Below are 14,607 nucleotides of genomic sequence, written 5' to 3'. Positions count from 1 at the left end.
GTCGTTCGCGGATCGATCAGGCCAGTGCGGCGAGCGCCGTGTGGACCATGACGCGGACGCCGACGAGCAGCGCGCGCTCGTCCAGGTCGAACGTCGGCTGGTGCAGGTCGCGCTGCTTCTCGACGCCGTTCCACACGCCGAGGCGCGCGAACGAGCCGGGCACGTGCTCCAGGTACCAGCCGAAGTCCTCGCCACCGGAGGACTGCTCGGTGCCCGCCAGGGCGTCGTCGCCGAGAGCGGCCTCGATGCCGGCGCGCAGGATCTGCGTCGACTCGCGCTCGTTCACGACCGGCGGCACGCCTCGGCGGTGGTGCAGGTCGAAACCGACGCCCGTGGGCGCCAGCAGACCCGTCACCAGGTCCTTGACCAGCGGCTCCAGCTCGGCCCAGATGTCGCGGTCACCCGTGCGCAGCGTGCCGCGCACCAGGCCTTCCTGCGGCACGGCGTTCGGCGCCTCGCCCGCGTGCACCGCGCCCCACACCAGGACGGTGCCGGAGCGGGGGTCGACGCGGCGCGACAGCATCGTCGGCAGGCCGGTGATCACCGTGCCGAGCGCGTGCACCAGGTCGGCCGTCAGGTGCGGGCGCGAGGTGTGGCCGCCCGGCGAGGACAGGCGCAGCTCCAGCAGGTCGGAGGCCGACGTGATGGCGCCGATGCGCGTGCCGATGCGGCCGACCTGCAGGCGCGGGTCGCAGTGCAGACCGAAGATCCGCTCCACGCCGTCGAGGCCACCGGCCGCGAGCACGTCGAGCGCGCCACCGGGCATGACCTCCTCGGCGGGCTGGAAGACGAGTCGCACCCGGCCCGGCAGCTCCGTCGCGGACGCGAGGGCCAGCGCGGTGCCGATCAGGACCGTGGTGTGGGCGTCGTGACCGCACGCGTGCGACACACCGTCCACAGTGGACGAGAACGGCTGGCCGGTGTTCTCGTGCAGCGGCAGGGCGTCCATGTCCGCGCGGAGGGCCACGCAGCGCGGGCCGCTGCCGATGTCGCAGATCAGGCCGGTGCCGCCGGGGAGGACCCGCGGCTTGAGGCCGACCTCGCGCAGCAGCTTCGCCACGAGCTCGGTGGTGTTGTACTCGCGCCGGGACAGCTCGGGGTGGGAGTGGATGTGGCGCCGCCACGCGATGACGTCCGCGGCGTGCGCTTTCAACCAGTCGTCGAGCCACGCGGGGCCGCGGCCTTCACCCAGATCATCCACAACAGACATGCTCACCCCGGTGGGGTCCACGAGCATCTCAGGGGACGTCTTCACAGTTGAGGAACCCGAAGGTCGGGAGTCCAGGACCGTCATGCCGCACCTCCGCGGGCCAGCAGCCGTTCACGCTGCCGGGAATCGGTGGCTGTCGCGATCGTCGTCCAAGCCATGGCGAGTGCTCCTTCGAGCACCGCTCGGTCGGCCGACGCCGAGGCACAGGCGGTCGCGAACTCTTGTTGGTGGTTCACCGCGTCTCCGCAGTCGATTGCGATGGTCGGGTGGATAGCGGGCAACACTCTGGTGACGTTGCCCATGTCGGTGCTCCCGATCTTCTCGCGCTGCTCCTGCTCTCGCGAGAGCGGCCGTCGTCCCAGGTCAGTGGCAGCACGCCGGTAGGCGTCCGCGAGCCACGGGTCAGGAGTCAGCTCGGCGTAGATCGGTGAGACCTGCACGACCTCATGGGTGCAGCCGGTCGCGAGCGCGCCGGCCGTGAAGCAGTCCCGGATCCGGTTCTCCAGACGCTGCAACGATTCCAGGTTTTCCGCCCTCACGTCGAACATCGCCGACGCGTGGGCGGGTATTACGTTCGGCACGGTACCGCCGTGGGTGACGATGCCGGTCACCATCTGGCCGGGCTCGAGGTGCTGCCGCAGCAGGCTGATCGAGATCTGCGCGACGGTCACCGCGTCCGCGGCGTTGATGCCGAGGTGCGGGGCGGCGGCCGCGTGCGACGGCTTGCCCCGGTAGTGCACCTCGAGATCGGTGATGGCCAGCGACTTCGCGGCACACGACTCGTACGGCGCCGGGTGCACCATCATCGAGAACGAGACGTCGTCGAACACGCCCCGTTCCAGCATGAGCACCTTGCCGCCGCCGACCTCTTCCGCCGGGGTGCCGATCACCTTCACGGTGACGCCCAGCTGGTCAGCGACGTCACGCAGCGCAAGGGCCGTTCCGACCGAGGCCGCGGCGATGACGTTGTGCCCGCACGCGTGCCCGACCTCGGGCAACGCGTCGTACTCGGCGCACAGGCCCAGCACCAGCTCACCGCCGCCGTACGTCGCGACGAAAGCGGTGTCCAGGCCGGCCACCCCGCGGTCGACCTCGAAGCCCTCGCGGGCCAGCAGGGTGGTGATCTTCTCGGCGCTGCGGTGCTCCTCGAAGGCCAGCTCGGGTTCCGCGTGGATCGAGTGCGACAGGTCCAGCAGCGCGTCGGAGTACCGCTCGACGGCCGAACGTGTGCTGGTCTTCAAGTCGGTACCCATTGGCCACCATCCTGCATCACCACCCGTGGGACGCGGTGCGCTGATGATGATCAACCGGACGGCCGGTCGCAGCGCTGCGCCAAGCGGCGAGCGAGTTTCGGTCTGACCGATCAACGATGACGCAGATGGCCGTAAGACACGCTTAACTTTCACTATTACGTCCCACCAGGTGGAACGCGGTGTCTCGGCGTCGAACGGCCGGGACGGCCTCCCGGCTACCCCTTCTTGGCCGCCCGCTCCTTGCGCCACTTCGCCCACCGCTTCTTGTTGCGGTAGTAGACCAGCGCGAACAGCACCACGGCGATGCCGCCGATCCACAGCTTGCGCTTGGTCTCCTCACGAGCTTCAGGCGACGGCTCCTGCGGCGCGTTCACGTCCGGAGCCGGGTTGACCGCGGTCTGCTGCGCAGCCGCCACAGGCGTGTCCGCCGCCTCTTGCGCGGACGCCGCACCGGCGATCCCGAGAACGCTCATCAGCGAGAACACGCAGGCCAGCAGCAACCTCGACATGGCCTGAACTCTACCTCGAATACCACGATCGAAGGTCACCCAAACTAGTTAAGCGCCTACTGGGAGTCCGATTGGAACGCCTGCAGGAGCTGCTCGGCGGCCAGCGTCGCGGTGATCTCTCCCGACCGCACCTTCTCCTCCAGGACACCGGCGGCGGATCGCACCGCAGGGCTCTCGCGGACCTGCCGCCACAGCTCGTCGCGGACCATCATCCAGGTCCAGTCGACCTGCTGGCGGCGCCGCCGTTCGTCCAGTTCGCCCGCCTGCTCGAGGGTGCGGCGGTGTTCCAGCACTCGGGACCACAGCTCGTCGAGACCGGTTCCGGTGAGGCCCGAGCAGGTGAGCACCGGCGGGTGCCACACCGCGTCCGGCGGGCGCAGCAGCTTGAGCGCCCCGGCCAGTTCGCGGGCGGCCTTGCGGGCGTCCATCTCGTGCTCGCCGTCGGCCTTGTTGACCGCGATGACGTCCGCGAGCTCCAGGATGCCCTTCTTGATGCCCTGCAACTGGTCACCCGTGCGCGCGAGCGTCAGGAACAACGAGCAGTCCGTCATGTTCGCGACGGCCACCTCCGACTGCCCGACGCCGACCGTCTCCACCAGCACCACGTCGAAGCCCGCGGCCTCGACCAGCACGATCGTCTCGCGGGTGGCCTGCGCGACGCCGCCGAGCGTGCCGCTGGTCGGCGACGGCCTGATGAACGCGTCGCGGTTGACCGACAGCCGCTGCATGCGCGTCTTGTCGCCCAGGATGCTGCCGCCCGTGCGGGTCGAGGACGGGTCGACGGCGAGCACCGCCACCCGGTGCCCCCGCTCGGTCAGCATGGTGCCCAGCGCGTCGATGAACGTCGACTTGCCCACGCCGGGCACGCCGGTGATGCCGACCCGGATCGCGTCACCGGACTTCGGCAGCAGCTCGACCAGCAGCTCCTGCGCCTTGGCCCGGTGGTCGGCGCGCGTCGACTCGACGAGCGTGATGGCCCTGGCCAGCACACCGCGGTTGCCGTCGAGGACGCCCTTCGCGTACTCGGCGACGTCGAGGACCCTAGGCATGGTGCCCGAGCTGGCCGGCCAGCTTCACGAGCAGGTCCTTCGCCGCGTCGGCGATGACGGTGCCGGGCGGGAAGATCGCCGCCGCGCCCGCCGCGTGCAGCTCGTCGAAGTCCTGCGGCGGGATCACGCCACCGACGACGATCATGATGTCCTCGCGGCCGAGCTTCGCGAGCTCTTCGCGCAGCGAGGGCACGAGCGTGAGGTGGCCCGCGGCGAGGGAGGAGACGCCGACGATGTGCACGTCGGCCTCGACGGCCTGGTGCGCGACCTCCTCCGGCGTCTGGAACAGCGGGCCGACGTCGACGTCGAAGCCGAGGTCCGCGAACGCCGTGGCGATCACCTTCTGACCGCGGTCGTGCCCGTCCTGGCCCATCTTGGCGACCAGGATGCGCGGGCGGCGGCCCTCCTGCTCCGCGAACGCCTCGACGACCTCGCGGCAGCCGTCCACGTTGGACACCGAACCGACCTCCTGCCGGTACACGCCGGAAATGGTGCGGATCTGCGCGCTGTGGCGGCCCCACACCTTGCCGAGCGCCTCGGAGATCTCCCCGACCGTGGCCTTGGCGCGAGCGGCGCCGATCGCCAGCTCCAGCAGGTTGCCCTCGCCGCCCGCCGCGTTCGTCAGGGCGTCGAGCGCGCTGTCCACCGCGGACTGGTCGCGCTCCTGCCTGAGCCTGCGCAGCTTCTCGAGCTGCTGGGCGCGCACGCCGGCGTTGTCGACCTTGAGGACCTCGATCTGCTCGTCGGCGTCCACGAGGTACTTGTTGACGCCGATGACGGGCTGGCGCCCGGAGTCGATGCGCGCCTGGGTCCGCGCCGCCGCCTCCTCGATGCGCAGTTTGGGGATGCCCTCGTCGATCGCGCGGGCCATGCCGCCCGCCTTCTCGACCTCGGTGATGTGCTCCCAGGCCTTGGCCGCGAGCTCCGCGGTGAGCCGCTCGACGTACGCGCTGCCGCCCCACGGGTCGATCACGCGGGTCGTGCCGGACTCCTGCTGCAGCAGCAGCTGCGTGTTGCGGGCGATGCGCGCGGAGAAGTCCGTCGGCAGCGCGAGCGCCTCGTCGAGTGCGTTGGTGTGCAACGACTGCGTGTGGCCCTGCGTCGCGGCCATCGCCTCGACGCACGTGCGGGCGACGTTGTTGAACACGTCCTGCGCGGTGAGGCTCCACCCGGACGTCTGGCAGTGGGTGCGCAGGCTGAGGGACTTCGGCGACTTCGGCTGGAACTCGTTGACGAGCTTGGCCCAGAGCAGGCGCGCGGCCCGCATCTTGGCGATCTCCATGAAGAAGTTCATGCCGATGGCCCAGAAGAAGCTGAGCCGCGGCGCGAACGCGTCCACGTCCAGCCCGGCCTCCCTGCCCGCGCGGAGGTACTCGACGCCGTCCGCGAGGGTGTAGGCCAGCTCCAGGTCGGCCGTCGCCCCGGCCTCCTGCATGTGGTAGCCGGAGATCGAGATGGAGTTGAACTTCGGCATGTGCCGCGAGGTGTAGCTGAAGATGTCGGAGATGATCCGCATCGACGGCCGCGGCGGGTAGATGTAGGTGTTGCGGACCATGAACTCCTTGAGGATGTCGTTCTGGATCGTCCCCATGAGCTGCTCCGGCTTCACCCCCTGCTCCTCCGCCGCCACGACGAACAGGGCGAGGACGGGCAGCACCGCGCCGTTCATCGTCATCGACACGGACATCCTGTCCAGCGGGATGCCGTCGAACAGCGTGCGCATGTCGTAGATCGAGTCGATCGCCACCCCGGCCATGCCGACGTCACCGGCGACGCGCGGGTGGTCGGAGTCGTAGCCGCGGTGCGTGGCGAGGTCGAACGCCACGCTCAGGCCCTTCTGCCCGGCCGCGAGGTTGCGGCGGTAGAAGGCGTTCGACTCCTCGGCCGTCGAGAAACCCGCGTACTGGCGCACGGTCCACGGCTGGTTGACGTACATCGTCGGGTACGGGCCGCGCAGGAACGGCGCGATGCCGGGGTACGTCCGCAGGAAGTCGAGACCCTCCACATCGGACGGACCGTAGACCGGCTTGACCGCGATGCCCTCCGGCGTCTCCCACGGCGGCAGGTCGGTCTTGTACTCCGCCCGCGGGAGAGGGCCGAGGTCGACGTCCGCGAAGTTGGGGATCATCGCTCCGCTCCCTTGTCGATGCCGAGGAACCTGTACGTGTTCGTGAGGATTTCGAGCGCCGGGCAGCCGAGGTGGACGAAACCGTCGACCTCGGCGTCGGTCTTCTTGCCCGCGAGGAGCACCCGTTCGGCGCCCGCGGCGCGCAGCGCCTCGACGGTGGCGACGGCCTGGTCGGCGTAGCTGCTGTCGCTGCCGCACAGGACGGCGATCCTGGCGCCGGACTCCTCGAACCTGCGGGCCACCTCGTCCGCCGAGCCGGTCGCGCCCGCGTCCGGGGTGGCGAAGCCACCCGCGTTGAAGAGGTTGGCGGCGAAGGTGGCCCGCGCGGTGTGGGCCGCGACCGGTCCGAGGGTGGCCAGGAAGACCACGGGGCGTTCGGGCTGGGCGTCGGCGAGGTCGCGCAGCTCCTCGAAGGCCTGGGCGTAGCGGACCCTCGGGAGGCCGAAGGTGTCAGACCCGCTTGAGGCACTGGGGGTGGGGAGCGCGTCTCCCCTGGGGGCCTGCGAGTCGGAATCGATTCCGGGGGCTTGGTCGCGCACCACCGGCTTCTCCGCCAGGTTCGGGAACTCGCTCACCCCGGTGATCGGGTCGCTCCGATCCGCCAGCCGAGCCGACCGCGCCGCCCAGGTCGAGGCGATCCGCGCGGCCACCAGGCCGTGCGCGGACGGCAGCCCGCCCGCCCGTTCGACCTCCTGGAACCACTTCCAGGCCTCGACCGCGAGCGCGTCGGTCAGCTGCTCCACGTACCAGGAGCCGGCCGCGGGGTCGATCACCTCGCCGAGGTGCGACTCCTCCAGCAGCAGGTTCTGCGTGTTCCGCGCGATCCGCCGCGCGAACTCGTCCGGCAGCCCGATCGCCGCGTCGAACGGCTGCACCGTCACGGAGTCCGCGCCGCCGAGTCCGGCGGCCAGGCAGGCGACGGTGGTGCGCAGCATGTTCACCCACGGGTCGCGGCGGGTCATCATCGCCGACGAGGTCACCGCGTGCTGCACCTGCACGGCCTCGACGCCCGACACCTCGGCGACGCGGGCCCAGAGGCGGCGGGCGGCGCGGAGCTTGGCGATGGTCGTGAACTGGTCGGCGGTGGCGGCGAAGCGGAACTCCAGCTGCTCGAACGCCTCCGAAGCGGTGAAACCCGCGCCGGTCAGGGAACGCAGGTACGACACGGCCAGCGCGAGAGAGGCGCCCAGCTCTTCGGAGTCCGAGCCACCGGCGTCGTGGAACGGCAGCGCGTCGACCACCACGGTCCGCAGGCCGGGGAACCGCGAGCGGGCGTCGCGGATGACGTCCAGGGCTTCACCCGAAGGCCGCAGGGCGAGGTTGCCGCGCACCTCGGTGGCCAGCACCGGTGCCTGGTCGTAGATCCGGAGCATCGCGCGGGCGGCGTCGACGGAGCCGTCGAGCACGATCGGCGCGAGGTCGAGGTAGACGCCGTCCAGCAGGCGTTCCAGGGAGGAGGCGGGGACCGCGAGCCACAGGGAGGTGACGCCGCCCTCGAGGTCGTTCATCAGGGCGACCGGGTCGGGGACCGAGTGGCGCTGGCGAACGTCCCAGCCCTGCTTCACCGGCGCGAGCGCGTACGGCTCGAGGGCGTCGTCGAGGGTGTAGAGCGGCTGGAGCTCGATGCCGTCGTAGGTCTTCGTGACCAGCGAGTCGAAGCTCGCGCCGGTCTTGCGGAGAACTGCGTCGACCAGCTCTCGCCACTGCTCCCCCGACGCGGCGGGGAACTCGTTCGGGCGGAATTCGGCGGTCAAAGCCAACTCCATCATGCGTTGCAGTGTCGCCGAACGGTACCGGCACGGCTATGTGAGGTTCACCGCCGTTGACGGGGCAGAGCTTTCCGCTCCGCGGGCGGTGCCCCCGGAACGGACCACGGTGTGTCGGGGAGAATGACGCCGTGGAGAACGGTGACCAGGATCGCTTGATCGCGGCTAGGTACCGGCTGCTGCACCTGCTGGGCCAGGGCTCGATGGGCACCGTCTGGGCCGCTCACGACGAGGTGCTGCGCAGGCAGGTCGCGGTCAAGGGGATCCTGAGGCCGCCCGGCATGCCCGACGTGGCCGCCGAGGAGCTGCGCGAGCGGACCATGCGCGAGGCCCGCGCCGTCGCCGCGCTCTCCCACCCGAACGTCGTGACGCTCTACGACGTCGTGCAGCACGAGGGCGACCCGTACGTCGTGATGGAGCTCGTGCCGTCACGCAGCCTCGGCGAGGTGTTGCAGGAACAGGGCTGTCTCACCGAGAAGCAAGGTGCGGCGGTGCTGGACGCGGTCGCGGCGGCGCTCGCGGCGGCGCACCGGGCGGGCATCACGCACCGGGACGTCAAGCCCGGCAACGTGCTGATCGCCGACGACGGCCGGGTGAAGCTCACCGACTTCGGCATCGCGCGCAACGTCGCCGAGGCCACGATGACCGCGCGCGGCATCACGCTGGGCACGCCCGCCTACATCGCGCCCGAGGTGGCGCAGGGTGGTGACGTGTCGGAGGCCGCGGACCGGTGGTCGCTCGGCGCCACGGTGTGGGCCGCGATGGCCGGCGAGCCGCCGTACGTCGGCAAGAACGTCATGCAGACGATCAACGCGGTGATCAACGGCGACGTGCCGGTGCCCGCGGGCGCCGGGCGGCTCGCGCCGGTGATCAGCGGGCTGATGCGCAAGGACCCGGCCGAACGGCTGTCGCTCGTCGACGTGCGCAAGCAGGTCTACCCGCTGCTGCCCGAGCCCGGCACGGACGCGTTCGAGGTCCGCGAGACGGTGCCGCTGCCGGTGGTCGTGCGGCCCAAGCCGAGGATCGAGCCGGACGCGCCGCTGGCCGACGACCCCGGTCCGCTGCCGTTCCCGCTCACCGCGCCGCTCCCGCCCGCGCCGCGAGGACGCCTCGCCTCCGCGTTCGTGCTGCTCGCCGCCGTCCTGCTGTTCCTGGCGGGGTCGGGCGGCGGGTTCGCGCTGACGAGGCTCGCGGCCGGCGCGACGCTGCTGCCGCCGACCCGGCAGACGGTGCAGACCCTGCCGACGCTGCCCACGTCGGCGACGCTGCAGCCGCGCACCGCGTCCGCCGTGACGGCCATCGGCGACCAGGGCGGCGAGTTCACCGTGAGCGTCGACCAGAGCTGGGCGACGTACGCCGAGCAGCGGGCCGCCGACGCGCGGTTCCCGGTGTCGGCGGTCGTGCACTTCGTCTCGGGCAGCGGCGCGTACGAGGTGACCGTGCAGCGGTTCCCGGACTACTACCCGAAGCGCGACATCAAGGCGTACATCTCGGGTGTGCAGGCGCGGTGGCCCGGGCGGTTCTTCGGCGGCGAGAGGGTGCCGACGCCGGACCTCGCGGGGCCGCGCGCCGAGGCGAGCACCCAGTTCATCTACCGCACGGTCGAGGGTGACGAGCCCAACGCGCTGCGGCGGTCGCACCTCTCCCGAGTGCTCCCCCACGGCGACGACCTGTGGGTGGTCGAGGTCGTGGTGCCCACCGAGCAGGAGGACGAGGCCAGGGTGCGCCTCTTCGACGCGATCGCCTCGACGTTCGCCCCGGTTTAACATCTGGCGGTGACTCCAGAAGAGCTGGCCGGCAAGGCCGCGGAAGAGATCCAGAGCCGCACCGGCAACGACGAGCACGACATCGCCATCGTGCTGGGCTCCGGCTGGCGGCCCGCCGCCGACGTGATCGGTGAGCCCGTCGTCGAGATCGGGGTGGGCGAGCTGACGGGCTTCGAGGCGCCGACCGCGCTCGGCCACGGCGGCACCATCCGTTCCGTCGAGGTCGGCGGCAAGAAGGTCCTCGTCGTCCTCGGCCGCACCCACGGCTACGAGGGCAAGGGCGTGCAGAAGGTCGTGCACGGCGTGCGTGCCGTCGCGGCCGCGGGCGTGAAGACGGTCGTGCTGACCAACGCCGCCGGTGGCCTGCGGCAGGGCATGACCGTCGGGCAGCCGGTGCTGATCTCCGACCACCTCAACCTCACCTCGCTGTCGCCGCTGGTCGGCGCGCGGTTCGTCGACCTCACGGACCTGTACTCGCCGCGGCTGCGCAAGCTCGCGCAGGAGATCGACCCGTCGCTGGAGGAGGGCGTGTACGCGGGCCTGCCGGGACCGCACTTCGAGACGCCCGCCGAGATCCGGATGCTGCGCACCCTGGGCGCCGACCTGGTCGGCATGTCGACCGTGCACGAGGCCATCGCCGCACGGGCCGAGGGCGTCGAGGTGTTCGGCCTGTCGCTGGTCACGAACCTCGCGGCGGGCATCACCGGCGAGCCGCTGAACCACCAGGAGGTGCTGGACGCCGGCGCCGCCGCGGCCCAGCGCATGGGCACCCTGCTGCGCGAGCTGGTGGACCGGGCATGAGTCTGACGCCGGCACTGCGTGACGCGACGTTCCGGTGGATCGCCGACGACCCGTCGGACGCGACTCGAACCGAGTTGCAGGGCGTGTTGGCCCGGGCGATGGGCGGCGACCCCGCCGCCCTGGAGGACCTGCGGGACCGCATGGCCGGTCCGCTGACGTTCGGCACCGCCGGGCTGCGCGGGCCGGTGCGGGCGGGCACGAACGGCATGAACGTGGCCACCGTGGTCCGCGCGACGGCCGGCCTGGCGTCGTGGCTCAGCACGTCCGGCCTGGTGTTCGTGGGTCGTGACGCGCGGCACGGGTCCGAGGAGTTCGCCACCGCGGCGGCCGAGGTGATGGCGGCGGCGGGCTTCGACGTGCGGGTGCTGCCCGGACCGTTGCCGACGCCGGTGCTGGCGTACCTGGTGCGCGCGCACGGCGCCGTGGCGGGAATCCAGATCACCGCGTCGCACAACCCGCCCGCGGACAACGGCTACAAGCTCTACCTGGCCGGTGGTTCGCAGATCGTCCCGCCGTCCGACGGCGAGATCGAGAAGGCGATCGAGGCCGTTCCGGCCGCGGTGTCCGTCCCCCGGAACTCCTCGTACACCACGGTTTCCGACGCGGAGGTGGACGCGTACCTCGAACGGGTGGCGTCGCTGCCGCGCGGGAACTCGCGTGAGCTGAAGATCGCGCTGACGCCGATGCACGGCGTCGGCGGCGCGTTCGCCGTGGAAGCGTTGCGGCGCGCGGGTTTCACCGACGTGCACGTGGTGCGGTCGCAGGCGGTGCCGGACCCGGACTTCCCGACCGTGGTGTTCCCGAACCCGGAGGAGCCCGGCGCGGCGGACGAGCTGCTGTCCCTCGCGGCGTCGGTGGACGCCGACCTGGCGATCGCGCTCGACCCGGACGCGGACCGGTGCGCCCTCGGCGTGAAGGACGGCGACACGTGGCGGATGCTGCGCGGTGACGAGACGGGCGTGCTGCTCGGCTCGCTCGTGCTGTCCACCACCGAGTCGGCGGACCCGCTGGTGGCGACGACGATCGTGTCGTCGTCGCTGCTCAAGTCGATCGCGGCCGCGCACGGTGCCCGCTACGCCGAGACGCTGACGGGCTTCAAGTGGCTGGCGCGCGCGGGCGAGGGCCTGGTGTTCGCCTACGAGGAGGCGCTCGGCAACTGCGTCGACCCCGAACACGTGGCCGACAAGGACGGCATCTCGGCCGCGGTCGTCGCCGCGGACCTGGCCGCCGGGCTCAAGGCCTCGGGCCGCACGCTGCTGGACGCGCTCGACCAGCTCGCGGTGGACCACGGCCTGCACCTGACCGACCAGGTCTCGTTGCGCTACACCGATCTGAGCCTGATCGGCGCGACGATGGCGCGGCTGCGCGCCGAACCACCGCCGGACTTCGCGTCGGAGGACCTGCTGCCCGGCGCGGACGTGCTGCGCTGGACCGCGGACGGCGTGCGCGTGATCGTGCGGCCCTCCGGCACCGAACCGAAGCTCAAGGCGTACCTCGAGGTCGTCGAGCCGGTCACGGACGGACTGGAGTCCGCCCGTGCGGCGGGCAGGGCCAGGCTCGCGGAGCTGCGGGAACGGGTGACGGCGCTCGTCAGCTAGCGATCGCGATCGCGAGGCACAGCGCAGCCAGGGCGAAACCCCCGCCGGCCACGAAGTAGGCCCTCCTGGTCGGCGGGGACACCGCGTTGCGGCGTCCCTCGGTGACCGCCGCGACGGCGATCCGGCCGAAGATGTACGCGATCGTGCAGAGCCCCACGCCGAGCCCGAGCAGCATCGTGTTGACGTCCCACGGGCTGTGGTCGAACCCCGGCCACACGGACGCGAAGAGGGGCCCGATCCCGATCATGCCGATGCCGACGGCAAGGCCGAAACCCCAGGTGATGCGGCGCTGGCGAGGACTGGTGTGCATTAGGGCGGTGGTCTTCATGGTCCCTCCTGTGTACACCTTCTAGGACGTGCTTCCGGCCGCAGGGTTCCGTTTGCCCAGCAACAGGAACGCCTGCGGTCCTCCTTCGTCCACGCCCCTGCGGCGTTGCAGCCGTGCCACTTCGCCGAACCCGGCCGCGGTTGCGTTGGCCACGGTTTCCTCGATGCCGTGCCAGTACACCTCCAGGTCCACGTCGTGGCCGTAGGCGTGGGGCAGGTGCTGCTTCCGGTCGCCCAGCTTGAAGGCGTGCAACAGGTGCCCGCCGGGCTTCAGGACCCGGCAGAACTCCTCCCACGGCACCTCGCTCGCCGGCATGTGGACCGTGGAGTACCAGACGACGGCGCCGCCGAGGATGTTGTCCTGGAGATCGAGCTCGTTCATGTCGCCCTGGGAGAAGGCCAGGTGCGGGTACGCCCGCCGCGCCTGGTCGACCATGCCGTCGGAGAGGTCGATGCCGAACGAGGTGAGGCCCAGCTCGTGCAGGTGCTGGGTGATCCGGCCGGTGCCGCAGCCCAGGTCCGCCACCAGGCCCTCGGTCATCTCGGCGAACGCGCGCATGACGGCGGCGTCGAGGGGGCGGCCGTCGTGCGCGTCCGGGAGGAGCCGGGCGTAGTCGGCGGCGACGGTGTCGTAGGAGGCGCGGGTCATGGTCGTCCATGCTGCTGCACCGAGGGCCCCGCTGTCCGGCGAACGCCGGTCGTGCGGCTTGCGCGTCCGCGATCAGCACGTCAGCGTGGGGCCATGCCGCGCCTCTTGATCGTCCACCACACCCCGTCGCCCGCTCTCCAGGCGATGTTCGAGGCCGTGCTCGCCGGCGCCACCACCCCCGAGGTCGAGGGCGTCGAGGTGGTGCGCCGGGCCGCGTTGTCCACAACCGCTGTGGACACCCTGGAAGCCGACGGCTACCTGCTCGGGACGCCCGCCAACCTCGGGTACATGAGCGGCGCGCTGAAGCACTTCTTCGACACCGTCTACTACCCGTGCCTCGACTCCACGCGCGGCAGGCCGTTCGGGCTTTATGTGCACGGCAACAACGACACGACAGGGGCGGTGCGCAGCGTGGAGACCGCCACGACCGGGCTGGGCTGGGAGAAGGCGGCTCAGCACGTGCTCGTCACGGGTGAACCGGGGAAGGCCGACCTCCAGGCGTGCTGGGAGCTCGGCGCCACCGTGGCGGCCCAGTTGTCCACATGATCCCGGGGTTGTCCACAGCTTGTTGTCCCCACCCTGTGGACAACCCTGGGGATGCTTTCGAACGTGTGTTCTAACGCCCGATCGAGCTCATGTCCGGGTACCGGTCGCCGGCGACGGCGGACGCGGGCACCGCGGCCTCGACGGCGGCGAGGTCGGCGTCCGAGAGCTCCAGGGACGCCGCCGCGACGTTCTCCTCCAGGTACTTGATCCGCTTGGTGCCCGGGATCGGCACGACGTCGGAGCCCCGGTGCTGCACCCACGCCAGCGCGAGCTGACCGGCGGTCACACCGCGCTCGGCGGCCAGCGCCTTCAGCTCGGCGACCATCTTCAGGTTCGCGTCGAGGTTCTCGCCGGAGAACCGCGGGTTCACGGCGCGGAAGTCGCCCTCGCCGAAGTCGGCCGACGACGCGAAACGGCCGGTCAGCACGCCACGGCCGAGCGGCGAGTACGGCACGATGCCGATGCCCAGCTCACGCGCGGTCGGGACGATCTCGGCCTCGATGTCGCGCGACCACAGCGACCACTCGCTCTGCAGGGCGGTGATGGGGTGCACGGCGTGGGCGCGGCGCAGCGTGTCGGCGCCCGCCTCGGACAGGCCGAGGTGCCGCACCTTGCCCTCGGTGACCAGTTCGGCCATCGCGCCGACGGTCTCCTCGATCGGGGTGTCGGACGGCACGCGGTGCAGGTAGTACAGGTCGATCGTCTCCACGCCGAGGCGCTTGAGCGAGCCCTCGACCGACGAGCGCACGTAGGCGCGGTCGCCGCGGATCGACCGGCCGCCGCCCTCGCGGACGATGCCGAACTTCGTGGCGAGCACGTAGCCCGAGCGGCCGGCGAGCGCGCGGCCCACCAGTTCCTCGTTCACGTGCGGGCCGTACATGTCGGCCGTGTCGATCAGCGTCACGCCGAGCTCCAGGGCCCGGTGGATGACGGCGATCGATTCCCCCTCGTCGCCGGCGCCGTAGAACTCCGACATCCCCATGCAGCCGAGGCCCTGCGGCCCGA

At 71.3% G+C, this 14,607-nt stretch carries 13 protein-coding genes; 4 read left to right on the top strand and 9 right to left on the bottom strand.

Annotated features, from left to right (window positions below; genetic code table 11):
- Positions 1-16: 16 nt before the first annotated feature.
- The 6 genes from V1227_RS32285 to V1227_RS32260 form a co-directional block, all read right to left on the bottom strand.
- Positions 17-1,237 (bottom strand): M20 family metallopeptidase, encoded by a 1,221-nt coding sequence (locus V1227_RS32285; RefSeq protein ID WP_374235533.1) that lies wholly within the window; start codon positions 1,235-1,237, stop codon positions 17-19.
- A gap of 53 nt (positions 1,238-1,290) precedes the next feature.
- Positions 1,291-2,463, bottom strand: coding sequence for a M20 family metallopeptidase (locus V1227_RS32280; protein WP_329789027.1), 1,173 nt, complete (start codon positions 2,461-2,463; stop codon positions 1,291-1,293).
- A 215-nt stretch (positions 2,464-2,678) separates the two neighbouring features.
- Complete coding sequence (locus V1227_RS32275) at positions 2,679-2,972, bottom strand: hypothetical protein (RefSeq protein ID WP_329789026.1); 294 nt, start codon at positions 2,970-2,972, stop codon at positions 2,679-2,681.
- A gap of 56 nt (positions 2,973-3,028) precedes the next feature.
- Positions 3,029-4,021, bottom strand: a complete 993-nt coding sequence (gene meaB, locus V1227_RS32270; RefSeq protein ID WP_329789025.1) for a methylmalonyl Co-A mutase-associated GTPase MeaB — start codon at positions 4,019-4,021, stop codon at positions 3,029-3,031.
- Entirely contained in the window at positions 4,014-6,149 is a 2,136-nt protein-coding gene (scpA, locus tag V1227_RS32265) for a methylmalonyl-CoA mutase (protein ID WP_329789024.1), read from the bottom strand. The genes meaB and scpA overlap by 8 nt, the downstream gene beginning before the upstream one ends.
- Positions 6,146-7,918: a methylmalonyl-CoA mutase family protein gene (locus V1227_RS32260; RefSeq protein ID WP_329789023.1), complete on the bottom strand. Its 1,773-nt coding sequence runs from the start codon at positions 7,916-7,918 to the stop codon at positions 6,146-6,148. Before V1227_RS32260 ends, scpA begins: the two co-directional genes overlap by 4 nt.
- A 152-nt stretch (positions 7,919-8,070) precedes the next feature.
- Here V1227_RS32260 and V1227_RS32255 point away from each other — a divergent pair, with 152 nt between their 5' ends.
- Genes V1227_RS32255 through V1227_RS32245 form a run of 3 tightly spaced genes read left to right on the top strand, consistent with a single transcriptional unit; the run spans position 8,071 to position 12,080 of the window.
- Positions 8,071-9,681 (top strand): serine/threonine-protein kinase, encoded by a 1,611-nt coding sequence (locus tag V1227_RS32255; protein ID WP_329789022.1) that lies wholly within the window; start codon positions 8,071-8,073, stop codon positions 9,679-9,681.
- 9 nt (positions 9,682-9,690) lie between these two features.
- Entirely contained in the window at positions 9,691-10,482 is a 792-nt protein-coding gene (locus V1227_RS32250; protein ID WP_374235448.1) for a purine-nucleoside phosphorylase, read from the top strand.
- Complete coding sequence (locus V1227_RS32245) at positions 10,479-12,080, top strand: phospho-sugar mutase (RefSeq protein ID WP_329789021.1); 1,602 nt, start codon at positions 10,479-10,481, stop codon at positions 12,078-12,080. Before V1227_RS32250 ends, V1227_RS32245 begins: the two co-directional genes overlap by 4 nt.
- Here the strand turns inward: V1227_RS32245 and V1227_RS32240 are convergent.
- Both V1227_RS32240 and V1227_RS32235 read right to left on the bottom strand, forming a co-directional pair.
- A complete protein-coding gene (locus V1227_RS32240; protein ID WP_329789020.1) occupies positions 12,073-12,408 on the bottom strand; it encodes a hypothetical protein in 336 nt (111 codons plus the stop codon). The genes V1227_RS32245 and V1227_RS32240 overlap by 8 nt on opposite strands.
- Positions 12,409-12,429: 21 nt before the next feature.
- The gene (locus V1227_RS32235; RefSeq protein WP_329789019.1) at positions 12,430-13,056 is read right to left on the bottom strand and encodes a class I SAM-dependent methyltransferase; all 627 of its coding nucleotides are present in this window, start codon (positions 13,054-13,056) and stop codon (positions 12,430-12,432) included.
- A gap of 93 nt (positions 13,057-13,149) precedes the next feature.
- Between V1227_RS32235 and V1227_RS32230 the strand changes: the two genes are divergently transcribed.
- Positions 13,150-13,602: a flavodoxin family protein gene (locus V1227_RS32230; protein ID WP_090094865.1), complete on the top strand. Its 453-nt coding sequence runs from the start codon at positions 13,150-13,152 to the stop codon at positions 13,600-13,602.
- Positions 13,603-13,672: 70 nt separating this feature from the next.
- Here V1227_RS32230 and V1227_RS32225 read toward each other — a convergent pair whose 3' ends face one another.
- Complete coding sequence (locus V1227_RS32225; protein ID WP_329794161.1) at positions 13,673-14,584, bottom strand: aldo/keto reductase; 912 nt, start codon at positions 14,582-14,584, stop codon at positions 13,673-13,675.
- Positions 14,585-14,607 lie beyond the last annotated feature (23 nt).

The organism is Lentzea sp. DG1S-22 (assembly GCF_036321065.1).
Lineage (GTDB): Bacteria > Actinomycetota > Actinomycetes > Mycobacteriales > Pseudonocardiaceae > Lentzea > Lentzea jiangxiensis.
The sequence above is the reverse complement of the archived record's forward strand: the minus strand, read 5'-3'. Positions and strand labels throughout refer to the sequence as shown.

Excerpts from the sequence above, each read along its gene's own strand:
- V1227_RS32260 (WP_329789023.1), bottom strand. The coding sequence starts at position 7,918 with ATGATGGAGTTGGCTTTGACCGCCGAATTCCGCCCGAACGAGTTCCCC.
- V1227_RS32240 (WP_329789020.1), bottom strand. The coding sequence starts at position 12,408 with ATGAAGACCACCGCCCTAATGCACACCAGTCCTCGCCAGCGCCGCATC.
- V1227_RS32245 (WP_329789021.1), top strand. The coding sequence starts at position 10,479 with ATGAGTCTGACGCCGGCACTGCGTGACGCGACGTTCCGGTGGATCGCC.
- V1227_RS32230 (WP_090094865.1), top strand. The coding sequence starts at position 13,150 with ATGCCGCGCCTCTTGATCGTCCACCACACCCCGTCGCCCGCTCTCCAG.
- V1227_RS32280 (WP_329789027.1), bottom strand. The coding sequence starts at position 2,463 with ATGGGTACCGACTTGAAGACCAGCACACGTTCGGCCGTCGAGCGGTAC.
- V1227_RS32225 (WP_329794161.1), bottom strand. The coding sequence starts at position 14,584 with ATGGGGATGTCGGAGTTCTACGGCGCCGGCGACGAGGGGGAATCGATC.
- V1227_RS32275 (WP_329789026.1), bottom strand. The coding sequence starts at position 2,972 with ATGTCGAGGTTGCTGCTGGCCTGCGTGTTCTCGCTGATGAGCGTTCTC.
- V1227_RS32235 (WP_329789019.1), bottom strand. The coding sequence starts at position 13,056 with ATGACCCGCGCCTCCTACGACACCGTCGCCGCCGACTACGCCCGGCTC.
- scpA (WP_329789024.1), bottom strand. The coding sequence starts at position 6,149 with ATGATCCCCAACTTCGCGGACGTCGACCTCGGCCCTCTCCCGCGGGCG.
- V1227_RS32285 (WP_374235533.1), bottom strand. The coding sequence starts at position 1,237 with ATGCTCGTGGACCCCACCGGGGTGAGCATGTCTGTTGTGGATGATCTG.
- meaB (WP_329789025.1), bottom strand. The coding sequence starts at position 4,021 with ATGCCTAGGGTCCTCGACGTCGCCGAGTACGCGAAGGGCGTCCTCGAC.